Genomic DNA, 24751 nt, shown 5'->3' with positions numbered 1-24751 from the left:
CGACTACATCGAGATGTTCTACAACCCCAAGCGCAAGCACGTCAGGAACGGGATGCTGTCACCCGTCGAGTTCGAACGGCAGCAGGAAATGTAACCCGAGGGCGTCCACGAAACTCGGGGCTATTCAGCTCTCCAGTTCAAGCTCCAGTACATCGAAGCGTTCAACCGAATGGAAGCCAAGTTCAAGACAGCGCAGCCGGTTCCGGCAGACAACCACAGCCTCCTCATGGAGCTGGTCAGTCAGCAGACGGAAACCAACCGGCTCCTCCGCGCACTGGTCGAAGGCAACCAGTCGGTGACTTCTGCTGTCCAAGCTGTTCAGCAGGCGCTCCCGAAGCCTAAGGATGAGCGGATGCTGTCCGCGAGGGAAGCGGTTATTTTCCCGCAAAAATTCGAGGCGGCAATCGATAGTATGGAAACGCGCATCACCCCCGCTGCCCCCTAGCCGTGCCTTGACCACTCTCTTGACTTGCCTTCAACCCTCTGAGATTCTTAGAGAATTGCTATATTCACGCAGGGGGTCCGGTGCGGAAAAAGGCTGGCATTGATAAGCTCGTTAGGCTGACTGAGATTTACCGGCTGCTGGAATCGTTCCGGGAGTTGCGACCAGAGATGCCTATGCAGATGGCATCCGTGTTTCTTGTGGTCGCCATGAGGCCGGGAGTGCAGCAGTGTGATTTGCCGGACATTATCGGCGTTAGCCAGTCTTCCATCTCCCGCAACGTCACGGCGCTGACTTCACGGACACGCCACGGCTCTCCGGGCTTGAACCTTATCAAGCGCAGCCTTGACCCTGAGGGCGGAAGGTCGCCAGTCATTTACCTGACCGCAGCGGGGAAGCAACTGACTGAGCGGCTGTTGGACGTTGTGTCAGTCCGCAGCGCGGCCTAGCATTGGAAATATGCAACTGAGCGGAGGCAGGGTGATGAGCCAACCATTGACCAAAGAGGACATTGAAGCCATGTCCCGTGAGATTAAGGCCTTTATATTGGGCCGCATCTTCACTTGTTGCGTCACCGGAATAGTTAGTGTGGCGTTGATGATCGCGGTCGTGAAGTGAACCGGCTTCATACAATCGAACACGGCAAGGTCTTCGCTAACAGCCGCGATGTGGCCGAGTTTTTGGAAGGCAGCACAAGAACGTCCTCCAGACTTTAGACAGGATGGAATGCAGCGAGGATTTCCGTGCGCTGAATTTTCAGCTCACGCCAGAAGTCCAGAAGCTGGGTGCCACAACACGGACCCTTCGCACCTTCAACATGACCAAGGACGGCTTTGTCTTCCTCGTCATGGGCTTCACCGGAAGACCGTCTCAAAAGTAAATTTTTTGGACAAAGCTATTGACGTGTCTCAAAACAGTCTCTAAACGCTAGTCTCAATTCACCTTAAGAGATTTGGAGACAGATTGATGATCGTCGCATATGCCCGCGTGAGTTCTATCGGACAGGACCACAGCAGCCAGATTGAACGCCTCAAGGCCGCTGGAGCTGACAAGATATTCAGCGAGAAGCAATCAGGCTTGGATAAGGAAAGGCCGGAATTGAAGGCAGCTCTGGAATTTGTTCGTGAAGGCGACACGCTTATCATCACGAAGCTTGACCGGCTGGCACGTTCGGCAGTGCACCTTCATCAAATCCTTGAAAAGCTGGATAAGAAGGGCGTGGGCTTTAAGGTGCTGGATGATGCGGCCTTGGACACGACCACACGAACCGGTAAGCTCATGTTCGGTATCCTCGCTTCCATGGCGGAATTTGAAACGGCCCTGCGCAAAGAGCGGCAGATGGAAGGTATAGCGAAGGCGAAAGCCAGAGGTGAAACGGGAGGGCGTCCCAAGACCGTTGATGAGGACGCCATAAGAAGCATGAAGGCCGAAGGCAAGTCCGTGCCTGAGATAGTGAAGGCAACAGGTGTAAGCCGTGCGGCTGTCTATCGGGCGCTTGTAGGCCAGACCAGCGGTGCGCCAGCATAGTGCCGTGCCAGCGCTAGGCACTCCTCATGGCTTCGAATGTCCGCCCGTGTCACCCCCATCATGCGTTCTGTGTCATCCCAATCCAAGCGGCCATTTGGTCCCTGTCTGTAATGCCGGAAGGTGCCTGCTTTCATTTCCGCTAGGTTATCGCGCAGCGCTACGATGGCTCCTTCACGGAACCGGATAGGGTCGGAATCCTCATAATCGCGATAGTTCATGGTTACACCTTTTCCAAACCGGCATAGAACGCAGCGTGAACATAGGCGATTCTGAGAGCCTGAGAAAGATGGAGAACGGTATTCACGCGCTTCCGTCTGTGTAGGCGTATCTGCATTTTTCAGGGCGTTTGCTGTTTTCCCGGCTCACTATGAGGCGCATGTGGTTTCGCCTCTGGCCGCTTCGCCCATACCTTTAGCATCGCATTGACCTTCGGCTGAACACGCCTTCTGGCTTCCTTCCGGTCTACTCCGTGCAACAGAAGGGTTTCATATTCGGTCATCTGGTGCCGCAGGATGCCGTCAATGGTAATGCCCACGGCACGGCCCAGCCTGATGCCTTCCCATTCGCGCTCCGAAATCAGCCTAGCTATGTGTTCCACCGCGAAATCAGGACAGCCGGGATGCTTCTTCCGTATGTGGCGAGCGACGATCTCAAAGGGAAATACGGTCACAGGGTTTCACTCATTCGCGGATACACAGATTTAAGCTTCGACCGTACTTTCAATCAGGGCGACCAGCAAGTGAAGGGGTGATATTTTGCCTCGCAAGTACGTCTGCTGTTTTCGTTAGAGGCCACTTGATAATGCCCAACGTCAGTGCTACACACGCACCTGTTGCGACTTAAAAAAACTATGCAAAATCAATAAAGTGCAATGGAACTCCGAGATTTCAATCCTCTCTCGCAGCACCATTTCATCTCCCCCGCACACGCGTTCGTGATAGATTTTTATTCGCCTGGCCCATGTGTGCCGGCTATTATGGCTTCGCTCGGATTTCTTGGCCGTTCTTTTCGATGTATACTGATCACAGGATGAAAATCGTCAGGCTTTTGCTTGACGGATTGTTATCACGGAAATGCGCATTGTTCCGCTAGAGCGTTTCCAGCAAAAGCGCGAAGCGGTTTTGCGTGAGGCAAATGCGAAAAAACAAATAGGTGGAGCGGTTTCGGCGTTTCTGTTGAAACAGGAACCGTTCCAATGTGCGAAAGCCGGAAATCGCGTGCAGGCCAGGCCCTGACCGCTGCCCTTGCTGTCAGGACTGCCCAATCCGCAGGAGGAGCGTCATGGCACAGTTTCATGTTATTGCAGGACGGGACCAGTCAGCCTCTTATCCCGACGTCAACCGCATCCGCATCGCGGATGTATCGGAAGCCCTGCGTCTGGGGTTCGATGACTTCTGGGCAAAGCCCTCGCATTACGTTTTTCTCGGTCTTATATATCCGCTGGCCGGATTGCTCATCACCTATTGGAGCACCAACGCGAACGCCTTGCCGCTCCTGTTTCCGCTGATGTCCGGCTTTGCCCTGATCGGGCCGATCGCCGCCTTGCCGCTTTACGAAATGAGCAGGCGTCGCGAGGAAAGGCTGGATGCATCGTGGAAACGCACGCTCGATGTGGGCCATTCCCCGGCATTGCCGTCCATCGTGGCTGTCGGCGTTTTTCTTTTCGCCGTCTTTGTCGCGTGGCTGCTGGTCGCCCAAAATCTCTATATGCATTATTTTGGCCCGATGCCGCCCGAGAGCTTTTCCGGGATGATGCGCCAGGTGTTTTCGACCGAAGAGGGGCGCAGCCTGATCTTCACGGGCTGCGGGATCGGCCTGCTTTTTGCCATCATTGTCCTGTGTTCGACGATCGTTACGTTTCCGATGCTGCTCGATCAGGATTGCGGCGCGGCGGCGGCAATAGCGACATCGCTGCGGGTCGTCATGCGCAATCCCGTGGAATCGCTGCTATGGGCCGCAATCGTGACCGCTTTGCTGATTGCCGGTTTTGCAACGATGTTTGCCGGATTGGCGCTGGTGATACCCATACTCGGACATGCAACATGGCATTTCTATCGAAAGACAGTGCGGCGCCCGGCAACCCTGCGGGCTTGAGCGGGAAACTGGCCTTCACATTGATCCACAGCCTCTTTCGGGATGGGGCGCGGACCTTCATGCAACGGTTTCAAGCATTTCAAGGTGTGGCGGCATTCTGCCGCACTTCGTCCCCCTTTTTTTTGGGAGCGGTTCTGCTTTAGAAGAGCAATACGAGATTCGCGCAGATGATAATAAATAACAATAAGTTAGCGAGGCTCTCCTCGCAGCGCGTCAACGGGCTGGGTGGGCTTTCGATACATTTCAAACATGGGCGCTCGCGCATTTCCAGGCTTTACCAGGAAGGCGCAGCCAAGATTCGCATGCCGCGAGCCGGAAGCGACCCGCTGGAAGCAATCCTGATCAATACATCGGGAGGGCTGACGGGCGGCGACCGGTTGCGATGGGATGTGGAGCTTGGCGAAAAGGCTTCCGCTGTCGTCACCACGCAAGCCTGTGAGCGTATCTATCGTTCCGGCGGCGGCGAGGCACGCATTGCCACACGTTTGAAGGCGGCCAAAGGCACGCGTCTTGCGTGGCTTCCACAGGAAACCATTCTGTTCAACCGTTCTGCCCTGTCACGCACGCTCGATGTCGAATTGGAGGACGGGGCGGAAATCCTGATGGTGGAGGCGACCATATTCGGGCGCCTTGCCATGGGGGAGCGCATCGATGCGGCAATATTCAGCGATCGTTGGCGCGTGCGGCTGGATGGGCGGCTTGTGCATGCCGAAGAATTTCGGATCGGACCGGATGTCGCGGCGCAATTGCAGGCCCGCCCGGTGGCGAATGCGGCCCTTGCCGTTGCCACCGTGCTTCTGATTTCGGGAGAGGCCGGGAAACATCTGGAAGCGGCGCGGCGGATCATCGGCGAGGATGGCGGTGTGAGCCTCTGGCAGGTCGGCGCGGCAACCAAGCTGATGATGCGCCTTTATGCGTCCGACAGCTATGCCTTGCGCAAACGTCTGGGGCCATTGCTCGCCCAGCTCAACGGCAAGGCAGGACTGCCCAAAGTCTGGACATTCTGAGTTCGCGGCAATCCCGCCGCTTTTAACGCCAGCGGAATGAAAACCGCTTTGAAAACATGAAGTTTGGAATGAAGTCATGAATTTGACGCCCAGGGAAAAAGACAAGCTTTTGATCGCCATGGCCGCCGTGGTGGCCCGCCGCCGTCTGGAGCGCGGGGTAAAACTCAATCATCCCGAAGTCATCGCCCTCATCAGCGATTTTGTCGTTGAAGGCGCGCGCGACGGACGCACGGTGGCCGATCTGATGGAGGCGGGTGCCCATGTCATCACCCGCGAACAGGTGATGGATGGCGTGCCCGAAATGATCCACGACATTCAGGTCGAGGCGACATTTCCCGATGGCACCAAGCTCGTCACGGTTCACGAGCCGATCCGCTGATTTTCAGGTTTGCCGAGGCGAACCTGTTTCTTGAAAGGTACAATAATGAAAAAGACTACGCTTCTTGCAGCAGGCGCAATGGCGCTCATCGCAAGTCCTGCCTTTGCTCATCTCAATCCGGCTGAACACGGCTCGTTCGCGGCGGGTTTCACGCATCCGCTCTCCGGCGCGGATCATATTCTGGCGATGGTTGCGGTGGGGCTCTGGGCCGCCATGCTCGGCGGACGGGGGCTGTTCGCCGTGCCGGCCGCATTTGTGGGCGTGATGCTGCTGGGCTTTGCGGCAGCGCTTCTGGGCATGCCGTTGCCCTTCGTCGAGCCGGTCATTCTGGCGTCGGTCGTGGTGCTCGGCCTCTTGGTGGCGCTGGCGCTCCCGGTTTCTCCGGTCGTTGGCGCTGTGATCGCCGGCTTCTTTGCCTTCTTTCATGGCCACGCCCATGGCGGCGAAATCGGAGGCGCGGCCTTCTTCACCTATGCTGCGGGTTTTGCCGTCGCGACGGCGCTTCTCCACATGGCGGGCATCGGCATCGGCCTTGGCGCGGGCCGCCTGATGACAGGCAAGGCGGGTCGTCTTGCCATGCGTGCCGCCGGGGGCGCCACCGCGCTTGGCGGCCTGATGCTGATGGCCGGGTGAGGTGTGACATGATCCCCGGTGAAATCATAACGCAGGACGGCGATATAGAACTCAATCAGGGTCAGCCGACCGTCACGATCAAGGTCGCCAATACCGGCGACCGCCCGATCCAGATCGGCAGTCACTTCCATTTTTATGAAGTGAATGCCGCACTTTCCTTCGACCGTGAAAAGGCGCTCGGCCAGCGGCTGGACATTGCGGCGGGCACCGCCGTGCGCTTCGAACCCGGCCAGGAACGCGACGTGACATTGGTTCCCGTCAGCGGCAGGCGCGAGATCTACGGATTTCGCCAGATGGTCATGGGCAAGCTTTAGAACAGGTGACGGAGACATTTCATGCCAGCCAGAATAAGTCGCGCCACCTATGCGCAGATGTTCGGCCCCACTGTCGGCGACAAGGTGCGCCTGGCCGATACGGAGCTTCTTGTCGAAGTCGAACGCGATCTCACCACCTATGGGGAAGAGGTGAAGTTCGGCGGGGGCAAGGTTATCCGCGACGGTATGGGGCAAAGCCAGTTATCCCGCGCCGATGGCGCGATGGATACGGTTATCACCAATGCCCTCATTCTTGACCACACCGGCATCTACAAGGCCGATGTGGGCCTTCGCGACGGGCGCATCGCCCTGATCGGCAAGGCGGGCAATCCCGATACGCAGCCCGGCGTCTCAATCATCATCGGCCCCGGCACGGAGATCATCGCGGGCGAGGGCAAGATCCTCACCGCGGGCGGGATCGATACGCATATCCATTTCATCTCGCCGCAACAGGTGGACGAGGCGCTCAATGCGGGCATTACCTGCATGGTGGGCGGCGGCACCGGACCGGCCCATGGCACGCTTGCGACCACATGCACGCCCGGCCCGTGGCACATTGCGCGGCTGATCCAGTCGTTCGACGGCCTGCCGATGAATATCGGCGTGTTCGGCAAGGGCAATGCCTCGCTGCCGGGCGCGCTGGAAGAAATGGTCCGGGCGGGCGCCTGCGGCCTGAAACTGCACGAGGACTGGGGCTGCACACCGGCGGCCATCGACAATTGCCTTTCGGTCGCCGATCAGTTCGACGTTCAGGTGGCGATCCATACCGATACGCTCAATGAAGGCGGCTTTGTCGAGGATACGCTCAACGCCTTCAAGGGACGCACGATCCACTCCTTCCATACGGAAGGTGCGGGCGGCGGCCACGCGCCGGATATCATCCGCGTCTGCCAGTATCCGAACGTGTTGCCGGCCTCGACCAATCCGACCCGGCCTTATACGGTCAATACGATTGCAGAACATCTCGACATGCTGATGGTGTGCCATCACCTGTCTCCGGCCATCCCTGAAGATATTGCCTTTGCGGAAAGCCGTATCCGGAAGGAAACCATCGCTGCGGAAGATATCCTCCACGATATGGGGGCCTTCTCCATCATTTCCTCCGACAGCCAGGCGATGGGCCGTGTCGGCGAAATGATCATTCGCTGCTGGCAGACGGCGGACAAGATGAAGAAGCAGCGCGGCAGCCTTCCAGACGACAAGCCGGGCAATGACAATTATCGCGCGCGGCGTTATATTGCCAAATATACGATCAACCCGGCGATTGCGCATGGCATGGCGCATGAGATCGGTTCGGTGGAAGTGGGCAAGCGCGCCGATCTGGTGCTGTGGAACCCTGCATTCTTCGGCATGAAGCCGGATATGGTGCTGCTTGGCGGCTGGATTGCCACCGCGCCGATGGGCGATCCGAATGGCTCGATCCCGACGCCGCAGCCCATGCACACCCGTCCGATGTTCGGCTCGTTCGGGAAGGCGCGCACCAATACCTCCATCACCTTCGTCTCGCAGGCTGCGATGGACGAGGGGCTTCGGGAGAAGATCGGGGTGGACAAGCAGATGGTTGCCGTGGCCAATACCCGTGGCGGCATAGGCAAGCATTCCATGATCCTCAACAATGCGATGCCGCAAATGGAAGTCGATCCGGAAACCTATGAGGTGCGCGCCGATGGTGAACTTCTCACCTGCGAGCCCGTCGACGTGGTGCCGATGGCGCAGCGTTACTTCCTGTTTTGAGCGTGAAAGGCAAAGAAATGTTTCGTGCCACTGCCATTATCCGCGCGGACAAGGTGATCGATGCCGTGCCCGCCGGTCATGCCGTTCTTGAACGGGATGAACGTCACCTGCGGCGCAAGGCCATTGTTCTGGAAGGCGGCGAGAAGGTGCTCGTCGATTTCGCGGAGCCGGTCGTGCTGGAGCATGGCGACCGGCTCGTGCTCGATGACGGGCGCGAGATTGAAATCCGCGCCGCAAGCGAGGAACTCTACGAAATCCGCGGGCGTGATCCGCTGCACGTGGCCGAACTTGCCTGGCATATCGGCAACCGGCACCTTGCAGCCCAGATCGAGATGGATCGCATCTTCATCCTGCGCGACCATGTCATCAAGGCCATGCTGGAGGGGCTTGGCGCGACGGTTGTGGATGTGACGGCAATTTTCAGCCCCCTGCGGGGCGCTTATTCCGGCGGCCATTCGCATCAAGACCATGATCACCATCATGGTCATCACGAACACGATCATGACCACCATCACCACCACCACGACTGATAGCGCCACCGCCTTGCTGCGGTTGATGGCGTGGCTGTCGCCGGTCTTTCCGGTGGGGTCGTTCAGCTATAGTCATGGACTGGAACGCGCAGTCCATGACGGCCTTGTCTCCGACGTGGCCACGATGGGCGACTGGCTGCGCTGGCTTGTGACGCACGGCTCCGGGTGGAACGATGCCGTGCTTTGCGCCGAAAGCTGGCGGCGCGCGATTGCCGATGGCGATCTTGCAGAGATTGCCGAACTGGCCGAAGCACTGGCCGGTTCGCGTGAACGCCATATGGAAACGATGCTGCAAGGCAGTGCGTTCCTGGCTGCGGCGCGTTCCTGGCCGAGCGCCGTTTTCGACCGTCTGCCGCAAGATTGCCCCTATCCGGTTGCGGTCGGTGCCGTGGCGGGCGCCAACAGGGTGCCGCTTCGATTGACGCTTGCAGCCTTTCTGCAAGCCTTTTGCCTCAATCTCCTGCAGGCATCCATCCGCCTGTCCGTGATGGGGCAGAACGGCGTAACGGCGACAATGTCGGATCTGGAACCGGTTCTCGCCGAGACGGCGGCGCGCACGGAAAAAACCGCATTGAGCGACCTCGGTTCCGCGACCTACATGAGCGACATTGTTGCCATGAAACATGAAACCCAATATTCGAGGCTCTTTCGCACATGACACAGAAAAACGGACCCTTGCGCATCGGCATTGGCGGACCGGTGGGATCGGGAAAGACGACGCTGACCGAAAAGCTTTGCAAGGCGATGCGCGACAAATATTCGGTCGCCGTGATTACCAACGATATCTACACGCAGGAAGATGCGCTCATCCTGGCGCGTTGTCAGGCCTTGTCGGAAGACCGCATCATGGGGGTGGAAACGGGAGGCTGCCCGCATACGGCGATCCGCGAGGATGCCTCCATCAATCTTCAGGCGATTGCGGAAATGAACCGGCGGTTTCCCGATCTCGACGTCGTCTTCATTGAATCGGGCGGCGACAATCTCGCGGCCACCTTCTCGCCCGATCTGGCCGACCTGACGCTCTATGTCATCTCCGTCTGCCAGGGCGAGGAAATTCCGCGCAAGGGCGGACCGGGTATTACACGGTCGGATTTTCTGGTGATCAACAAGAGCGATCTTGCTCCGCATGTGCGCGTCGATCTCGACGTCATGCAAGACGATGCGGCCCGCATGCGCGGCAAGCGCCCCTTTGGCTTCACCGACCTGCATCGCGGCAAGGGCGTGCCGGAGATCGTGGATTTCATCATTGAGAATGGCGGGCTGGAGCCGCGCTGATCACGGTTGGCTGTTGAGCCGTTTGCGCGCCTCGCGTTGCGAGATTTGCAGATCGATGATCGGCTTGGGATAGGTGTGGCCGGGAACGACATTGGCGCTGGCAAGCACCGCGTCTGGCGCCTCGAATGGCTTGTGCAGCCATTTGTCCGGCAGATTGGCCAGTTCCGGCACCCAGTGCCGGACGTAGCGTCCGTCGGCATCGAATTTTTCGCCCTGCAAGATTGGATTGAACACCCGGAAATAGGGCGCGGCATCCATGCCGCAGCCTGCCACCCACTGCCAGCCGCCCGGATTGCTGGCGATATCGCCGTCCACGAGCGTGTCCCAGAACCATGCCTCGCCCTTCCGCCAATCAATGAGCAGGTTTTTGGTGAGAAAGGATGCAACCAGCATCCGCACACGATTGTGCATCCATCCCGTTGCCCATAGCTGACGCATGCCGGCATCGATCATGGGAAAGCCCGTCAGCCCGTGACGCCATGCCTTGAATGCAGCGGGATCGTCGCGCCATTCCACGCCGGACAGTGTGTTGCGCATATCGTATCGGCTGATGTCCGGACGGTGATAGAGCTGGTGATAATTGAAATCGCGCCAGATCAGCTCGGACAGGAATTTTTCGCCGCCGGCCCGGGCCGAATGATGCGCGTCCATAAACGCCAAGGTAGCATACCACGCCTGACGGGCGCTGATCTCCCCGAACCGGAGATGGGGTGAAAGTCCCGACGTTCCCTCGACGCCTGGAATATCGCGATCCACGGCGTAAGTCGGCAGCCTGCTCTCCAGAAAGCGTGTCAGGCAGTCGCGCGCCGCGCTTTCTCCAATGGCCCAAAGACCATCCAGTTTTTTTGACCATGCCGGCCCGTCGCGCGATGGGTGGATTTGCTGCGTGGGTTTGCTGTCCCATTGTCTCCGCGGAAGCGGCCGGGGGACATGGTGCTGGCGCAGGGCTTTCGCAAATGGTGTGAAGACCTGATAAGGCGCATCGCTACCCGTTTTCAGTTCCCAGGGTTCGAGAAGAAGATTGCCGGGCAGGGAGGCTACACGCGTGCCGTTCTCTTTAAGCCGTGCCTTCAGCTCCGTATCGCGTTCGCGCTCCGCCGGTGCGTAGCGGCGGTTCCAGAACAGATCGGTGGCAGTGCATTTGGCGATCAGCCGGGGAAGGATGTCTCTGGCGTCGCCGGTTTCAACGCACAATTCGATGCCGTGATCGCCCAGCTGCTTTCCCATTGCTTCCAGGCTTTGGTCCAGCCACCACCGCGCCGCGCCGCCGGGCGCGCGGACATCTTCGACGGTCTCGTGAATATAAACGGCTGTGACGAGGGCGCCGGTTTGTGCGGCCGCATCCAGCGCGGGATTGTCATTGATTCGAAGATCGTTACGCAGCCAGACGAGCGCGTGATGCTTCATGAGAAAAATCCCACCGCAGAAAATGAATGCCGATATGTCGAGCCACATATAGAGCGCATCCCGAAAAGTGTGAAACGGTTTTCGGATTAAGATGCGCGTGAAAACAAACATTTAGGGCGCCGATCTGTTTCAATCAGATCGAAACGCGCTATAGCGGCGAGAGCAAAAACGTCACGATGGCGGGATCAGCCAATTTGGAAAATATGCCAAGCAACGCGCAGGCTCATCCCTGTCCGCTGAAACAAAACACTGAATTGTTATGAGAAAAATGGCGCACCCGAAAGGATTCGAACCTCTGACCCCCAGATTCGTAGTCTGGTGCTCTATCCAGCTGAGCTACGGGTGCTTGCCTTGGCGCCGCTCGCTGCGGCGATGGGCGGTTGATAATCGGACAGATCGCTAAATGCAAGCGTCTTCTTAGAAAAAAATGTGGTTCCGTGAAGATTTCTTGTCAGTGCCCACATTTGCGGGCTTTTCGGTCGCAGAACAGTGCAGCCGCAGATTGCCTAGGCGTCTTCTTCAGTGCGCTGGTTGTTACGATCCTCATGCTGCGGCGGCAAATCAGGAATGCGAATCTCGAAATGCGCGCCAACGGAACGGTCTTCCCGAAGTTCGATCGTTCCGCCATGCGCGCGGATCAGTTCCTGCGCGATGGCAAGCCCCAGGCCGGTGCCGTCGCTGCGGGTCGAACCCTTGAAAGCCGTGAAAAGATTGTCACGCGCCTTTTGCGGCAGGCCGGGGCCGGTGTCCTCGACGCTGATGATCGCGGTTGTCCCTATTCTGCCCGCAGAAATCGTAAGCCGCTTGATGGTCGCCTCGTCATTGGTCTGGTCACGTTCCATCGCCTGTACGGAGTTTCGGCACAGATTGCTCAGCACACGGAACAGCTGTTCCGAATCGACATTGAGTTCAAAATCCTCGGGAACCAGATTTTCGAACTCGATATTGCTTTCCGCGCTGGGGCTCAGCGTTTCCTGCACGTCCGCGATGATCGTATGCAGCAGGACACGGCGCGGACGCGGCGGCGCCTCCTGCGAGCGGCCATAGGCCATCACGCTTTCCGAATAGCTGATCGCGCGGCTGAGGGTGCGGATGAGCTTGGGCGCGAACCGCTGCACCATCGGGTCCTGCGTATCGGCAAGCCGGTCCGACATCAATTGCGCCGAGGCCAGGATATTGCGCATGTCGTGGTTGATCTTGGACACGGCAAGGCCAAGGTCGGCCAGATGTTTCTGCTCTTTCAGCGTTCGCTGGAGATCGCTTTGAATATGGGATATCTGGCGCTGCGCCACGCCGAATTCGTCCTTGCGGTTTTCCGGCACGAGGATCAGCCCCGGATTGTCGGGAGATGAGGCGAAATCGATCATGTTGCGGTGCATGATGCGCACCGGCCGCAGCAGCATCTCGTGAATAATCAGATAGATCAGGCTTGCCGCTATCACGGAGATGATGAGCGAGATGAAAGTCACATTGCGCGCATAGACGAGCATGGCATGGCGAAGCGGCGCATCCGAGGTGACGATTTCGATGATGCGTCCGGGAGAACTGGAGGGCGAAACGGAACCGTAGATGCGCAACGTCCTGTTTCCGCCGTTGAACAATGTTCCGAATGCGTCCCATATGGCGGCGGCTTCGCTGACATTGTTGAGATCGATCACCTGGTCGATCCTGCCGGGAACTTCCGCCATGGCAAGCAGGCGCGATGCGCCGGCCTCGCGCATGGCAATGGCCTTTGTGCCGGTTGCCAGAAGCACCTTGTCCTGAATATCGCGCGGCACATCCATGTTGCCGCCGGCGGCGAGAACCTCACTGACGGCGCCGACCGCATCGAGCCTGGAGCTCATCCAGCGCACACGCATATTGGCAACCGAAGGAACGAAGATCAGGACTTCCGTGATGAGCACCGCAAGCGCGGTCAGGAGCAGGAGCTTGCTTGAAAGCCGATGACGCCACGGCAGGCCTGTGAACTGGGTTGACGAGAGCCGGTCGGCGGTCGCAGTCCGAGTGGCCGCTTCAGGCGACGCTGCGCCCGTTTCCGTGGTTTTTCCATCAACCGCCATAGCCTGTCCAATTCGAGGCTGATCGGCTTAATTGCCGCGGTGCCTCAACCGGTGTGCCGTCGAAACGCAATACAAAAATGTTAGCCTCCTATATATGGAGCCGTTCGATAAATCCAACAGGCTTTGTTCGACCGGTTAAAAACCCACCTGTTTCTGCGCACCTCACGCCCTGCATTACCGAAATTTAACTCGACGCCCCAAGGCGGCGCGTGCAAGATCATGCCCGGAAAAATCTGTACATACGCATTGGGTTGCATGATTTTGCACAATGTGGGGGCAATTATCATTGTGATACTGTTTGCTGGCAATTTTTGCGTTCGACATAATGATTTTGAATACAGGGTCTGTTTGAGCCACGCCAGACCTTGCCGGAGAGTTGGATGAAATCCTGGAAGCAGATTGCCTTGTGCCTGCTCATAGCTGCGGCCGCCGTTGGCGGCTGGTATGCATACAAGAACAAGAATGAGGTGGTGAAAGCCGCCGCAACCGGCACGCAGGCGCCGAAAGGCGGGGGCGGGCGTTCAGCACCGCTCGTTGTTGTCGAGGCGGCGGGCGAGGAGACCATCAATAGCCGCCTGACGGCGATCGGGTCGGCACGGGCGCTCAGCACCGTATCGGTTACGCCCTATTCCAGCGGTTACATGACAAAGCTCCATGTCAAGGCAGGCGATAGGGTGAAGGAGGGAGATCCGATTGCCGAGCTTGACGCCGAGACCGAGAAAATAGCCGTCGCCAAGGCCGAGATGGCCTTGAAGGATGCGCAGACCACACGCCAGCGCATCGCCAAATTGCGGGCGACCAACACCGCGACGGACGTGCAGGTCGTCGAGGCGGAACTGGCGGTCGCCAATGCCCAGCTTGCCTTGCAGGATGCGCAGCTTGCCCTGAGCCGTCGTACCGTACGCGCGCCGATCACCGGCATTGTCGGCATTCTTCCGGTCAATGCGGGCAATTATGTTACCGCACAAACCTCCATTGCCCGCATCGACGACCGTTCGAAGGTGCTGATCGATATCTGGGTGCCGGAGCGCTTCGCGCCGCAGGTCAGGGTCGGCCAGCCGGTGACGGCGGAATCGACGGCTTTCCCCGGCGAGGTTTACAATGGCGAAATCAATGCCGTGGACAACATGCTGGATGAGGCAAGCCGCACCCTGCATGTTCGCGCCGAAGTGCCCAATATCGATGACCGCTTGCGTGCGGGCATGTCCTTTTCCGTAACCGTTCTCTTCCCCGGAAACAGCTATACTGCCGTCAATCCGCTGGCGATCCAGTGGGGCGCGGACGGCTCCTATGTCTGGCGCATCGAAAATGGTGTGGCAAAGAAGATCGCCGTGAGCATCGTGCAGCGCAATTCCACCAATATTCTGATCGACGGGCCGGTGAAGCGGGGCGACATGGTCGTCACCGAGGGCGTGCAGACCGTGCGCGATGCGGCGCCGGTGCGCGTGCAGAACGAGCAGGGTACGGCGCTCTCCACCCCCGCCGTCCCGCGCGATGCAGGCTGAGGGGACAGGGCGTGAGCAATAAGAACCCTTCCTCCGGCGGTTCGACGGCGCTTTTCATTCGCCGTCCGGTCTTTGCCTTTGTCATCAATGTCCTGATCGTGGTGGCGGGCCTTGCGGCCTTTACCGGCGTCGATATCCGCGAATTGCCCGATGTGGACCGGCCGGTCGTCACGATCAGCACCGATTTCAGCGGCGCATCGGCTGAGACCATCGACCGTCAGGTCACGCAGGTTCTGGAAAATGCGGTCGCGCGCGTTTCCGGCGTGAAATCGATTTCCTCCACCTCCTCCTTCGAGCGCAGCCGCGTGACGGTGGAATTCAACGACGGCGTCGATCTCAATGTTGCCGCCGCCGACATGCGCGATGCGATTTCCCGCGTGGCCAACAATCTGCCGGAGGAGGCCGACCCCTCGCGCATCATCAAGGCTGATTCCAACGCCGATCCGGTGATGCGCCTTGCCGTCACCTCCGACACCATGTCGGTCGATGACATGACGGTGCTGGTGGAAGACCAGATCGAGGATGTGCTTTCCGCCGTTCCTGGCGTCGCCGATGTGCAGATCAATGGCGACCGCGACAAGATTTTCCGCATCGACATCAACCAGGCGCGCCTTGCAAGCTATGGCCTGACCATTGCCGACATCTCCAATGCGCTTTCGTCCATGGGGCTGGACGCGCCTGCGGGCTCGCTGCGCAGTTCCGACCAGTCCATCGTGGTGCGCGCCACGGCCAATCTGGAAAAGCCGGAAGATTTCGAGAATGTCTATATCAAGGGGCGCACGCAGATCCGCGATGTTGCGACCGTTACGCTGGGGCCGGATATCGAAAGCTCGGCGGTGCGCTCCAACGGCAAGACCGCCATCGGCCTTGGCATCGTGCGCCAGGCACAGTCGAACACGCTCGACATCTCGCAAGGGGTGCGCGCGGCAGTCGCCAATTTGCAGAAAACCCTGCCGGAAGGCGTCAGCATTGCCGTGACCAGCGACGATGCAAACTTCATCAACGGCGCCATCCATGAAGTGGAAATCGCGCTGATCGCATCGGTGATTATCGTCGTCGCCATCATCTTCATGTTCCTGTGGGATGCGCGTGCCACGCTGATCCCGGCACTTTCCATGCCGGTCGCCCTGATCGGCACCATCGCGGCGATCTATCTGGTGGGCTTTTCGGTCAATATCCTGACACTTCTGGCGCTGGTGCTTGCCACCGGCCTCGTGGTGGATGATGCCATCGTGGTGCTGGAAAACGTGGTGCGCCGCCGCAACCAGGGCATGGGACCGCGCGCCGCAGCCGTGCTCGGCACGCAGGAAGTGTTCTTTGCCGTCATCGCCACCACGCTGACGCTTGCCGCGGTCTTCGTGCCGATTTCATTCCTGCCGGGGCAGGCGGGTGGCCTGTTTAGGGAGTTTGGCTTCGTTCTGGCGATTGCGGTCCTGCTGTCCTCCGTGGTTGCGCTGACACTTTGCCCGATGCTCGCCTCGCGCTTTCTCAAGGAAGGCAACGGCGCGGCGGAAAGCGAAGGCCATGGCCCGCTGTTCCTGCGCCGCATTGGCGGCGGCCTGGCGAATTTCTATCGCAAGTCGCTTCATGCCTGCCTTTCGGCGCCCTTCATCGTGGTGCTGGTGGCCGTGCTTTTCGCCGGTGCGTCCTATCTCGGCTATGGCCTGATCCGTCAGGAACTCACGCCATCGGAAGACCGCGCCGTGGCGCTTTTGCGCATCAACGGGCCGCAGGGCATCAGCGTCGAATTCCTCCAGTCGCAGCTCGACAGGATTGAGGACGCCATCCAGCCCCTGCGCGACAGCGGTGAAATCACCACCACCTATGCGATTGCCGGTTCCGGCGGATCGTCGAACAACGGTTTCGTGGTGCTGACGCTGGCACCGTGGAAGGAACGTGCCCGCAGTCAGCAGGAGATCATGGCCGACATCACCAACCGGATCAAAGGCATCACGGCGGTGCGCGTGTTCACCACGCAGCCGAACAGCCTTGGCATTCGCGGCGCGGGCAACGGCCTGCAATTTGCCATCGTCGGCAGCGAATATGACAAGCTCCAGCCTGCCGCGCAGGCCGTGGTGGCGGCGCTGGAAAAAGACCCGCGCTTCGTGCAGCCGCGCTTGTCGGTGGAACCGACGCAGCCGCAGCTCTCGGTCGAAATCAACCGCGAACGCGCTTCCGATCTGGGTATCGACATCACCGGCCTTGCCAATGCCGTGCAGGCGGTTCTCGATGGCCGCAAGATCGGCTCGGTCTATGTGGGCGACCGCAGTTTCGACGTGAAGCTCGTCTCCACCACCAATCCGATCAACGATCCGACCGATCTTGAAAACATTTTCATGAAAACGTCGGATGGCCGCTATGTGCCGATGTCGTCCATCGCACGCGTTGTCGAAAAGGCGGTTCCGCCGCAGCTCGACCGCGAGACCCGCCAGCGCTCGGTGGCGATCACCACCAATCTTCGGAGCGATTTCGCGCTCGGCAACGCCTTTGCGGCGGCGCAGGAGATTGCCGCTCCGCTTCTGCCGCCCGGCAGCCACATCATCCCGCTGGCCGAAGCGTCCACGCTCAGCGAAACGTCGAACGGCATGGCCATCGTGTTCGGCTTTGCCATCGTCATCATTCTTCTGGTGCTGGCGGCGCAGTTTGAAAGCTTCATCAGCGCGCTGATCGTCATGGCCACCGTGCCTCTGGGGCTGGGCTGTGCGGTGTTCGCAATGCTGCTCACCGGCACGAGCCTCAACGTCTACAGCCAGATCGGCCTTGTGCTGCTTGTCGGCATCATGGCCAAGAACGGCATCCTGATTGTCGAATTCGCAGACCAGTTGCGCGACAAGGGCCTGAGCGTTCGCGAGGCAATCGAGGCGGCGGCGAATATCCGCCTGCGCCCGGTCTGCATGACGATGATCTGCGCCGTCCTGGGCGGCGTGCCGCTGGTGCTTGCAAGCGGCGCGGGTGCCGAGGCGCGCGTGGCGCTTGGCTGGGTCATTGTGGGCGGTCTTGGCCTTGCGACCATCGCCACGCTCTATGTGACGCCGGTTGCCTATCTGCTGCTTGGCCGATTTACCAAGCCGAAGGTCGAGGAAGAAGCGCGGCTGGAACGCGAGCTTGTTCGGGCCGTGGCGCTGGAAGAAAAACTGAAATAGAGCGATCCCTGCACAGATAAAAACCCGGAAACGCGCTTCCGGGTTTCATATCCAAACGCTGCTGGTTATTTCTTCATGGCGTCTGTGACCTTCGAGGTCCAGGCGCCTTCCGGTTTCTTGGTGATGACGGGATCGGAGCCGCCGCCCAGAAGCGTTTCTACGGTGCGGTCCGCCGCCGCCACGTCGAGCGTTCCGTCGGAACCGTCGATCAGCTTGCCGATTTCCTTGACCATGCGCTCCTGCACTTCCTGCTTCTGCGCACCGGACGAATCATTGTCGAGAATGATTTCGGCGGCTTCATCGGGATGTTCGGATGCATAGTTCCAGCCCTTCATGGAGGCGCGCACGAAGCGGGCGAGCTTGTCCACCATGGCCGGGTCGTCAAGGCTTTTTTCCAGCACGTAGAGCCCGTCTTCCAGCGTGGCGACGCCCTGTTCCTCATAAGGGAAGACGACGAGCTGGTCGGCGGGGATGCCTGCATCGATCACCTGCCAATATTCGTTATAGGTCATGGTGGAAATGCAGTCGGCCTGTTTCTGGATCAGCGGATCGACATTGAAGCCCTGCTTCAGCACGGTCACGCCGTCCTTGCCGCCTTCGGTCGGGATTTTGAGATGGTTCATCCAGGACAGGAACGGATATTCATTGCCGCCGAACCAGACGCCAAGCGTGCGGCCCTTGAAGTCTTCCGGCTTGGTGATGCCAGTTTCCTTGCGGCAGGTCAGCATCATACCGGATTTCTTGAAGGGCTGCGCGATGTTGACGAGCGGCACGCCCTTTTCCCGCGTGGCGAGTGCGGAGGGCATCCAGTCCACCACCACATCGGCCCCGCCGCCCGCGATCACCTGCGGAGGCGCCACGTCCGGCCCGCCCGGCTTGATCTCGACGTCGAGATTTTCTTCCTCGTAATAGCCCTTGTCCTTTGCGACGTAATAGCCGGCGAACTGGCCCTGCGTTACCCATTTCAATTGGAGCGTCAGCTTGTCAGCCGCCAGAGCGGTGCCTGATAAGAGGGTCCCCAACGTCATTGCAATTCCGGCAGTCAGCAAGATTGCCTTCTTCATTTTCGTTCTCCTCTGGTTGACGGCTTCGCCTTATTTTTGCGAATGCCGAATATTCAGGCTTATCCTCGTCTGTAGGAGGGATGCCAGAATGTCGTCCTGCGCTCGATCAGCGCGATCAGCCCGTAGGAGAGCGACCCCGCGAGAGCGGCCACGAATATTTCCGCCCAGACCATGTCCACATTCATCCGCCCGATCTCGGCCGAGATGCGGAAACCCATGCCGACGATGGGCGTGCCGAAAAACTCCGCCACGATGGCGCCGATCAGGGCGAGGGTGGAATTGATCTTGAGCGCGTTGAAGATGAAGGGCTGGGCGGCGGGCAGGCGAAGCTTGAAAAGCGTTTGCCAGTAATTGGAGCCATAGGTTTCCATCAGGTCGCGTTCCATCGCCCCGGTGCTGGCAAGGCCGGCAACCGTGTTCACCAGCATGGGAAAGAAGGTCATGATGATGACGACGGCGGCTTTCGACTGCCAGTCGAAGCCGAACCACATCACCATGATCGGCGCGACGCCGACGATGGGCAGCGCCGCCGCCAGATTGCCGAGCGGCAGCAGACCCTTGCGCAGAAAGGGAATGCGGTCGGCGATGATGGCGGTGATGAAGCCAAGCCCGCAGCCCGCCACATAGCCGATGATGACGGCCTTGAGGAATGTCTGGCGGAAATCCGCCCAGAGGATCGGCACGGAATCGACGATGCGCGCCCAGATCGCCGAAGGGGCGGGCAGGAGGACGGACGGTATGGCGAAAAGCCGGACCGTCGCCTCCCACAGCACCAGCATGGCGATGCCGAAAAGTGCCGGCACCGCAATGTCGAGCAGTTTCTGGCCGTGCGCCGTGCGCGCCTTGAGGCTTGCCACGCCGCCGACGATGAACCATGAAACGGCCATCAGCGCGAGGATGGAGAAAATGCCGGTCATCATGCCGCCGCCCTTTCCGGCTTGGCGCCCATGCGCCGGTTGACGGCCCCGGCGGCAACGCCGATCAGTGCCACAAGGACCGCCGCCATCAGGGCTGCGGCCACCAGTGCGGCCCATATCTGCACCGTCTGTCCGTAATAGGAGCCGGCAAGCAGGCGCGCGCCAAGCCCCGCCACGGCGCCGGTCGGCAATTCGCCGACAATCGCCCCGACAAGGCTGATGGCGACGGCGATCTGCATGGAGGTGAAGAGAAACGGCATGGCGGCGGGCCAGCGCAGTTTCCAGAATATCTGCGCGCGTGAGGCATTATAGGTGCGCATGAGGTCGAGATGCATCACATCCGGCGAGCGCAGGCCTTTCACCATGCCCACGGCCACGGGGAAGAAGGAAAGATAGGTCGAGATGATCGCCTTCGGCAACAAGCCGGATATGCCGATGGCGTTCAGCACCACGATGATCATCGGCGCGATGGCGAGGATCGGGATCGTCTGCGAGGTGATGATCCATGGCATCAGGCTCTTGTCGAGCGTGCGCGAATGGACGATGCCGACCGCAAGGAGCACACCCAGCGCCGACCCCATGATGAAGCCGAGGAGGGTGGAGGAAAGCGTCACCCAGCCATGATAGACAAGGCTGCGCTTGGAGGTCGGCCTGACGCCGAACACGCTTTTCCGGATTTCTTCCGCCACCTGATGCGGGGCGGGCAGGACCGGGCGGTCCTGGCTCATGGTGTTGGCAATGAGCGTGGAGAAGGAAATTTCCGTTCCCGCGCGCGCCGCCTGGTCGCGTTCAAACGGCGCGTTGAGGAACGCCGCCAGCGCATACCACAGCGCAATGACGACGATGAGGATCGTTGTCACCGGGATGAACTTATCACGCAGGAAGGCTTTCATGGCGTCCTCCTGCAAAGGTGGGTGCGATATCCGTCACTCATGGATGTGCCCCAGCCGAAGCCCCTCGCGGACGCGATGGGCGATTTTGAGAAAAGCTTCCGATTCCCGGATTTCCAGCGGGCGGTTCGGCCCCAGATCGCATTCGATGATTTCATGGATGCGGCCCGGCCGCGGACTCATCACCACGATCTTCGTGGAAAGGAACACCGCCTCGGGAATGGAATGCGTGACGAAGATCACGGTCTTGCGCGTGGCGGCCCACAGTTTCAGAAGCTGCTCGTTCAGATGGTCGCGCACGATCTCGTCCAGCGCGCCGAAGGGCTCGTCCATCAGCAGCATGTCCGGATCGAAGGACAGCGCACGGGCAATCGATGCCCGCTGCTGCATGCCGCCGGAAAGCTGCCACGGATATTTCTTGCCGAAGCCCGCAAGGTTCACAAGCGCGAGATTTTTCTCGATCCGCTCACGCCGCTCGGCCCTGGAAAAGCCCATGATTTCGAGCGGCAGGCTGATATTGTCTTCAATGGTGCGCCATGGAAAAAGCGCTGCCGCCTGAAACACATAGCCGTAGGAGCGGTCGAGGCGGGCCTGTTCCGGCGTCTTGCCATTGACCGTGACCTTGCCGGAGCTTGGCCGCTCCAGATCGGCCACCACGCGCATCAGCGTGGTCTTGCCGCAGCCCGAAGGGCCGATGAAGGAAACGAACTCGCCGCGCTCCACGGCGAGATTGATGTTTGAAAGCGCATGGACCGGACCGTCATTCGTCTCGAACACCAGCGAAAGATCGTTGATGTCGATGACGGTCCCGTCTGCTTTCGGGCCCCGCTCCGGGGCCATGCTATTGACGTTCATCATATGCACTTCCCGAAGCTGAGCCATGGTCATCGCATCAGACCCCTATCGGCATATGTTCGGCGCTGCGCTCCACCTTGCGCGGCGCGACGATTTCCTTCCATTGCGACAGCGCGCGATTGACCGCGCCGTTCGGCTCACGTTCGATGAAGCGCCCGTCGCCCGGTTCCGCCGTCACCTGTCCCTTGTTGAAGGCGATCCGTCCGCGCGACAGCGTCATGATCGGCAGGCCCTTCAGCTCGAAACCCTCGAACACGTTGTAATCGATGGAGGAATGCTGCGTCTTGGCGGAAACCTTCTTGGTCGCCTCCGGGTCCCATATGACGAGATCGGCGTCCGCGCCCGGCACCACGGCACCCTTCTGCGGATAGATGTTGAGGATTTTCGCGATGTTCGTGGAGGTGACGGCCACGAACTCATTGGGCGTCAGGCGGCCCGTTCGCACGCCGCGCGTCCACAGAACCGGCATACGCTCCTCCAGCCCGCCGGTGCCGTTCGGAATCTTGGTGAAATTGCCGATGCCATAGCGTTTCTGCTCGGTGGTGAAGGCGCAATGGTCGGTCGCCACCACTTGCAGCGAACCCGCGGCGAGGCCCGCCCACAGGCTGTCCTGATTGAGCTTGTCGCGGAACGGCGGCGACATCACGCGCCGCGCCGCATAGTCCCAGTCGCGATTGTGATATTCGCTTTCATCCAGCGTCAGATGCTGGATCAGCGGTTCGCCGAACACGCGCATGCCCTTTTGCCGGGCGCGGCGGATCGCTTCATGGCTCTGCTCGCAGGAAACATGCACCACATAAAGCGGCACGCCCGCCTGATCGGCGATCATGATGGCGCGATTGGTGGCTTCGCCTTCCACCTCCGGCGGGCGGGAATAGGCATGGGCTTCCGGCCCGTCATTGCCTTCGGCCATGAGTTTTGCCTGCAATTGCGCGACAATATCGCCGTTTTCCGCATGGACGAGCGGCATGGCCCCCAGTTCCGCGCAGCGCTGGAACGAGGCGAACATCTCGTCGTCATTCACCATCAGCGCGCCCTTATAGGCCATGAAATGCTTGAACGTGTTGATGCCGCGCTTCAGCACTTCGGCCATTTCGTTGAAGGTGCGCTCGTTCCAGCCGGTGATGGCCATGTGGAACGAATAATCGGTGCGCGCCTTGCCCGCCTTCTGGAACCATTCCTGAAGCGCATCCAGAAGATTGCCCTCGGAATCCGGCAGGACGAAATCGACCACCATCGTCGTGCCGCCCGCAAGTGCCGCCGCAGTGCCGGTGTCGAAATCATCGGAAGAATAGGTGCCCATGAAGGGCATTTGCAGATGGGTGTGCGGGTCGATCCCGCCCGGCATGACATAGCAGCCGGATGCGTCGATGACCTCATCGCCGTCGAGGCCGTCGAGGCCGTCGCCGACGGCGGCGATCTTGCCGTCTTCGATAAGAACATCCGCCCTGAACGTGCGGTCAGCCGTGATGACGGTGCCGCCCTTGATGACTTTGCTTGCCCCGGTCTTGGCCATTGTTCGTTCCCCTTGTTGGTTTTGTTGCGAACAGCGGTATTGGGAGGTTCAGCTTACGATTTCAGCAGTCTCCAATACAGCATGCAGAAGCACGTCGGTTCCCGCCGACGCCCATTCCTTTGAAATATCCTCATCCTCATTATGGCTGAGCCCATCCACGCAAGGGCACATGACCATGGCTGTCGGTGCGACGCGATTGACCCAGCAGGCATCGTGCCCCGCGCCGGAAACGATGTTGCGGTGGCTGTAGCCCAGCCGTTCGGCCGCGTTGCGAATGGCTTCCACGCAGCCCGTGTCGAAGGTCACGGGGTCGAAATGGCCCGCCACCTCGATCTCGATGCCGATGCCCAGTTCCTCCGCGATCACCGGTGCTTGCCGTTCAAAACGCGCCTTCATGTCGTCGAGCGTGGCCTGGTTGGGCGAGCGGAAATCGACCGTGAACACGATCTGGCCCGGCAGCACATTACGCGAATTGGGCGATACGTCGATATGGCCGACGCCGCCCACCGCATCCGGCTGATGCGCCATGGCAATCTCGTTGACCAGTTGCAGAAGCCTGCCGAGGCCGAGGCTTGCATTCTTGCGCATCTTCATCGGCGTGGAGCCGGTATGGGCTTCCTTGCCGGTCAGCGTCACCTGCAACCACCAGAGCCCCTGGCCATGGGTGACGACCCCGATATCCTTGTGCTCCGCTTCGAGGATCGGCCCCTGTTCGATATGAAGCTCGAACATCGCATGAATCTTGCGGCTGCCCACGGGCTCGTCGCCTTTCCAGCCGATGCGGGTGAGTTCGTCGCCGAATTTCTTGCCCTTGGCGTCGGTGCGGTCATAGGCCCAATCTTGATCGAGAACGCCCGCAAATACGCCGGAGGCCAGCATGGCGGGGGCAAAGCGCGTGCCTTCCTCATTGGTCCAGTTGACCACGACGATGGGCCGCCTGGTCCTGATATTCATATCGTTGAGCGTGCGCATGACTTCCAGCCCGCCCAGCACGCCCAGAACGCCGTCGAACTTGCCGCCTGTCGGCTGCGTGTCGAGATGGCTGCCCATATAGACCGGGTCGGCGTCGGCATCCTCGCCGGGGCGGGTGAAGAACATGTTGCCCATGGTGTCCACGCCCATGGAAAGCCCGGCCTTTTCGCACCAGTTCTGGAAAAGCTTGCGGCCTTCGCCGTCCTCATCGGTCAGCGTCTGGCGATTGTTGCCGCCGCGCACGCCGGGGCCGATCTTCGCCATGTCCATGAGGCTGTCCCACAGACGATCGCCATTGACTCTGAGATTGCTGGTGAGCACCATGCGCTCTGCCTCCGCATTCTGTATATGCGTTCAAATCCGGACCATCATGTTTCCAGCCCGCATTCACCCGCCGATATGTTCCCACGACCCGGCTCTTTGGCCACAATATTCTTGCCTTGCCGGCAAAAACTTGACTAGTTGGTCAAATTGCAGGCTAGAAGAG

At 59.8% G+C, this 24751-nt stretch carries 24 protein-coding genes, 1 tRNA gene and 1 pseudogene; 16 read left to right on the top strand and 10 right to left on the bottom strand.

From position 1 onward, the window contains the following. The 4 genes and pseudogenes from AVM02_RS08020 to AVM02_RS08005 all read left to right on the top strand — a co-directional run. Nucleotides 1-94: IS3 family transposase (locus tag AVM02_RS08020; protein ID WP_297564976.1), on the top strand; the 94-nt coding region annotated here is incomplete at its 5' end. A gap of 75 nt (nucleotides 95-169) precedes the next feature. After that, nucleotides 170-445: a hypothetical protein gene (locus AVM02_RS08015; protein WP_411506438.1), complete on the top strand. Its 276-nt coding sequence runs from the start codon at nucleotides 170-172 to the stop codon at nucleotides 443-445. Between the two features lie 679 nt (nucleotides 446-1124). Next, a pseudogene (locus tag AVM02_RS08010) lies at nucleotides 1125-1322 on the top strand (Rha family transcriptional regulator); the annotation flags it as partial. A gap of 86 nt (nucleotides 1323-1408) precedes the next feature. After that, nucleotides 1409-1969, top strand: coding sequence for a recombinase family protein (locus AVM02_RS08005; RefSeq protein WP_411506442.1), 561 nt, complete (start codon nucleotides 1409-1411; stop codon nucleotides 1967-1969). A gap of 337 nt (nucleotides 1970-2306) precedes the next feature. On the opposite strand, the gene AVM02_RS08000 is transcribed toward AVM02_RS08005, so the two are convergent. Beyond that, the gene (locus tag AVM02_RS08000; protein ID WP_411506441.1) at nucleotides 2307-2546 is read right to left on the bottom strand and encodes a DUF2293 domain-containing protein; all 240 of its coding nucleotides are present in this window, start codon (nucleotides 2544-2546) and stop codon (nucleotides 2307-2309) included. On the opposite strand from AVM02_RS08000, the gene AVM02_RS07995 reads away from it, so the two are divergent. The 10 genes from AVM02_RS07995 to ureG all read left to right on the top strand — a co-directional run bounded on the left by AVM02_RS07995 (nucleotide 2439) and on the right by ureG (nucleotide 9935). Further along, entirely contained in the window at nucleotides 2439-2720 is a 282-nt protein-coding gene (locus tag AVM02_RS07995; RefSeq protein ID WP_411506443.1) for a hypothetical protein, read from the top strand. The two genes, AVM02_RS08000 and AVM02_RS07995, sit on opposite strands and share 108 nt — an antisense overlap. A 530-nt stretch (nucleotides 2721-3250) precedes the next feature. After that, on the top strand, nucleotides 3251-4063 hold the full coding sequence (locus tag AVM02_RS07990; protein WP_411506437.1) for a DUF2189 domain-containing protein: 813 nt from the start codon (nucleotides 3251-3253) through the stop codon (nucleotides 4061-4063). Nucleotides 4064-4230: 167 nt separating this feature from the next. Further along, a complete protein-coding gene (locus AVM02_RS07985) occupies nucleotides 4231-5070 on the top strand; it encodes an urease accessory protein UreD (protein ID WP_411506436.1) in 840 nt (279 codons plus the stop codon). Between the two features lie 76 nt (nucleotides 5071-5146). Continuing rightward, on the top strand, nucleotides 5147-5449 hold the full coding sequence (locus tag AVM02_RS07980; RefSeq protein WP_411506435.1) for an urease subunit gamma: 303 nt from the start codon (nucleotides 5147-5149) through the stop codon (nucleotides 5447-5449). A 45-nt stretch (nucleotides 5450-5494) separates the two neighbouring features. Further along, on the top strand, nucleotides 5495-6082 hold the full coding sequence (locus AVM02_RS07975) for a HupE/UreJ family protein (protein WP_411506434.1): 588 nt from the start codon (nucleotides 5495-5497) through the stop codon (nucleotides 6080-6082). Between the two features lie 8 nt (nucleotides 6083-6090). Further along, a complete protein-coding gene (locus AVM02_RS07970; RefSeq protein ID WP_411506433.1) occupies nucleotides 6091-6396 on the top strand; it encodes an urease subunit beta in 306 nt (101 codons plus the stop codon). A 21-nt stretch (nucleotides 6397-6417) separates the two neighbouring features. After that, a complete protein-coding gene (gene ureC, locus AVM02_RS07965) occupies nucleotides 6418-8130 on the top strand; it encodes an urease subunit alpha (RefSeq protein ID WP_411506432.1) in 1713 nt (570 codons plus the stop codon). 17 nt (nucleotides 8131-8147) lie between these two features. After that, the gene (gene ureE, locus AVM02_RS07960) at nucleotides 8148-8660 is read left to right on the top strand and encodes an urease accessory protein UreE (RefSeq protein WP_411506431.1); all 513 of its coding nucleotides are present in this window, start codon (nucleotides 8148-8150) and stop codon (nucleotides 8658-8660) included. Further along, nucleotides 8632-9318: an urease accessory protein UreF gene (locus AVM02_RS07955; RefSeq protein WP_411506440.1), complete on the top strand. Its 687-nt coding sequence runs from the start codon at nucleotides 8632-8634 to the stop codon at nucleotides 9316-9318. Before ureE ends, AVM02_RS07955 begins: the two co-directional genes overlap by 29 nt. Next, nucleotides 9315-9935 (top strand): urease accessory protein UreG, encoded by a 621-nt coding sequence (gene ureG, locus AVM02_RS07950; protein ID WP_411506430.1) that lies wholly within the window; start codon nucleotides 9315-9317, stop codon nucleotides 9933-9935. Before AVM02_RS07955 ends, ureG begins: the two co-directional genes overlap by 4 nt. Here ureG and AVM02_RS07945 read toward each other — a convergent pair whose 3' ends face one another. From AVM02_RS07945 to AVM02_RS07935, 3 genes are all read right to left on the bottom strand, one after another. After that, on the bottom strand, nucleotides 9936-11342 hold the full coding sequence (locus AVM02_RS07945; protein WP_411506429.1) for a cryptochrome/photolyase family protein: 1407 nt from the start codon (nucleotides 11340-11342) through the stop codon (nucleotides 9936-9938). It abuts the gene before it with no gap. A gap of 269 nt (nucleotides 11343-11611) precedes the next feature. Next, nucleotides 11612-11688 (bottom strand) — tRNA-Arg (locus tag AVM02_RS07940). 160 nt (nucleotides 11689-11848) lie between these two features. Beyond that, nucleotides 11849-13402, bottom strand: coding sequence for a sensor histidine kinase (locus AVM02_RS07935; protein WP_411506428.1), 1554 nt, complete (start codon nucleotides 13400-13402; stop codon nucleotides 11849-11851). Between the two features lie 380 nt (nucleotides 13403-13782). Here AVM02_RS07935 and AVM02_RS07930 point away from each other — a divergent pair, with 380 nt between their 5' ends. Further along, on the top strand, nucleotides 13783-14907 hold the full coding sequence (locus AVM02_RS07930; RefSeq protein WP_411506427.1) for an efflux RND transporter periplasmic adaptor subunit: 1125 nt from the start codon (nucleotides 13783-13785) through the stop codon (nucleotides 14905-14907). Nucleotides 14908-14918: 11 nt separating this feature from the next. After that, nucleotides 14919-18050 (top strand): efflux RND transporter permease subunit, encoded by a 3132-nt coding sequence (locus AVM02_RS07925; RefSeq protein WP_411506426.1) that lies wholly within the window; start codon nucleotides 14919-14921, stop codon nucleotides 18048-18050. Nucleotides 18051-18115: 65 nt separating this feature from the next. Here AVM02_RS07925 and AVM02_RS07920 read toward each other — a convergent pair whose 3' ends face one another. The 6 genes from AVM02_RS07920 to AVM02_RS07895 are packed head-to-tail and all read right to left on the bottom strand — an operon-like array spanning nucleotide 18116 to nucleotide 24588. After that, nucleotides 18116-19114, bottom strand: coding sequence for an ABC transporter substrate-binding protein (locus AVM02_RS07920; RefSeq protein WP_411506425.1), 999 nt, complete (start codon nucleotides 19112-19114; stop codon nucleotides 18116-18118). Between the two features lie 59 nt (nucleotides 19115-19173). Continuing rightward, the gene (locus AVM02_RS07915) at nucleotides 19174-20034 is read right to left on the bottom strand and encodes an ABC transporter permease (protein ID WP_411506424.1); all 861 of its coding nucleotides are present in this window, start codon (nucleotides 20032-20034) and stop codon (nucleotides 19174-19176) included. Then, entirely contained in the window at nucleotides 20031-20924 is an 894-nt protein-coding gene (locus AVM02_RS07910) for an ABC transporter permease (RefSeq protein ID WP_411506423.1), read from the bottom strand. Before AVM02_RS07910 ends, AVM02_RS07915 begins: the two co-directional genes overlap by 4 nt. Nucleotides 20925-20957: 33 nt before the next feature. Continuing rightward, nucleotides 20958-21761, bottom strand: coding sequence for an ABC transporter ATP-binding protein (locus tag AVM02_RS07905; protein WP_411506439.1), 804 nt, complete (start codon nucleotides 21759-21761; stop codon nucleotides 20958-20960). Between the two features lie 52 nt (nucleotides 21762-21813). Continuing rightward, nucleotides 21814-23292, bottom strand: a complete 1479-nt coding sequence (hydA, locus tag AVM02_RS07900; protein WP_411506422.1) for a dihydropyrimidinase — start codon at nucleotides 23290-23292, stop codon at nucleotides 21814-21816. Between the two features lie 48 nt (nucleotides 23293-23340). Beyond that, entirely contained in the window at nucleotides 23341-24588 is a 1248-nt protein-coding gene (locus AVM02_RS07895; RefSeq protein WP_411506421.1) for a Zn-dependent hydrolase, read from the bottom strand. Nucleotides 24589-24751: the final 163 nt, after the last annotated feature.

The sequence above is a fragment of the Brucella anthropi genome, assembly GCF_046630315.1.
GTDB lineage: Bacteria > Pseudomonadota > Alphaproteobacteria > Rhizobiales > Rhizobiaceae > Brucella > Brucella anthropi_A.
The sequence above is the reverse complement of the archived record's forward strand: the minus strand, read 5'-3'. Positions and strand labels throughout refer to the sequence as shown.

Coding starts and splice junctions, on each gene's coding strand:
- AVM02_RS07990 (WP_411506437.1), top strand. CDS start 3,251: ATGGCACAGTTTCATGTTATTGCAGGACGGGACCAGTCAGCCTCTTAT.
- AVM02_RS07945 (WP_411506429.1), bottom strand. CDS start 11,342: ATGAAGCATCACGCGCTCGTCTGGCTGCGTAACGATCTTCGAATCAAT.
- AVM02_RS08015 (WP_411506438.1), top strand. CDS start 170: ATGGAAGCCAAGTTCAAGACAGCGCAGCCGGTTCCGGCAGACAACCAC.
- ureC (WP_411506432.1), top strand. CDS start 6,418: ATGCCAGCCAGAATAAGTCGCGCCACCTATGCGCAGATGTTCGGCCCC.
- AVM02_RS07935 (WP_411506428.1), bottom strand. CDS start 13,402: ATGGCGGTTGATGGAAAAACCACGGAAACGGGCGCAGCGTCGCCTGAA.
- AVM02_RS07895 (WP_411506421.1), bottom strand. CDS start 24,588: ATGGTGCTCACCAGCAATCTCAGAGTCAATGGCGATCGTCTGTGGGAC.
- AVM02_RS07915 (WP_411506424.1), bottom strand. CDS start 20,034: ATGATGACCGGCATTTTCTCCATCCTCGCGCTGATGGCCGTTTCATGG.
- AVM02_RS07920 (WP_411506425.1), bottom strand. CDS start 19,114: ATGAAGAAGGCAATCTTGCTGACTGCCGGAATTGCAATGACGTTGGGG.
- AVM02_RS07910 (WP_411506423.1), bottom strand. CDS start 20,924: ATGAAAGCCTTCCTGCGTGATAAGTTCATCCCGGTGACAACGATCCTC.
- AVM02_RS07955 (WP_411506440.1), top strand. CDS start 8,632: ATGACCACCATCACCACCACCACGACTGATAGCGCCACCGCCTTGCTG.
- ureG (WP_411506430.1), top strand. CDS start 9,315: ATGACACAGAAAAACGGACCCTTGCGCATCGGCATTGGCGGACCGGTG.
- AVM02_RS07970 (WP_411506433.1), top strand. CDS start 6,091: ATGATCCCCGGTGAAATCATAACGCAGGACGGCGATATAGAACTCAAT.
- AVM02_RS07975 (WP_411506434.1), top strand. CDS start 5,495: ATGAAAAAGACTACGCTTCTTGCAGCAGGCGCAATGGCGCTCATCGCA.
- AVM02_RS07930 (WP_411506427.1), top strand. CDS start 13,783: ATGAAATCCTGGAAGCAGATTGCCTTGTGCCTGCTCATAGCTGCGGCC.
- AVM02_RS07980 (WP_411506435.1), top strand. CDS start 5,147: ATGAATTTGACGCCCAGGGAAAAAGACAAGCTTTTGATCGCCATGGCC.
- AVM02_RS07905 (WP_411506439.1), bottom strand. CDS start 21,761: ATGGCCCCGGAGCGGGGCCCGAAAGCAGACGGGACCGTCATCGACATC.
- ureE (WP_411506431.1), top strand. CDS start 8,148: ATGTTTCGTGCCACTGCCATTATCCGCGCGGACAAGGTGATCGATGCC.
- hydA (WP_411506422.1), bottom strand. CDS start 23,292: ATGGCCAAGACCGGGGCAAGCAAAGTCATCAAGGGCGGCACCGTCATC.
- AVM02_RS08005 (WP_411506442.1), top strand. CDS start 1,409: ATGATCGTCGCATATGCCCGCGTGAGTTCTATCGGACAGGACCACAGC.
- AVM02_RS07985 (WP_411506436.1), top strand. CDS start 4,231: ATGATAATAAATAACAATAAGTTAGCGAGGCTCTCCTCGCAGCGCGTC.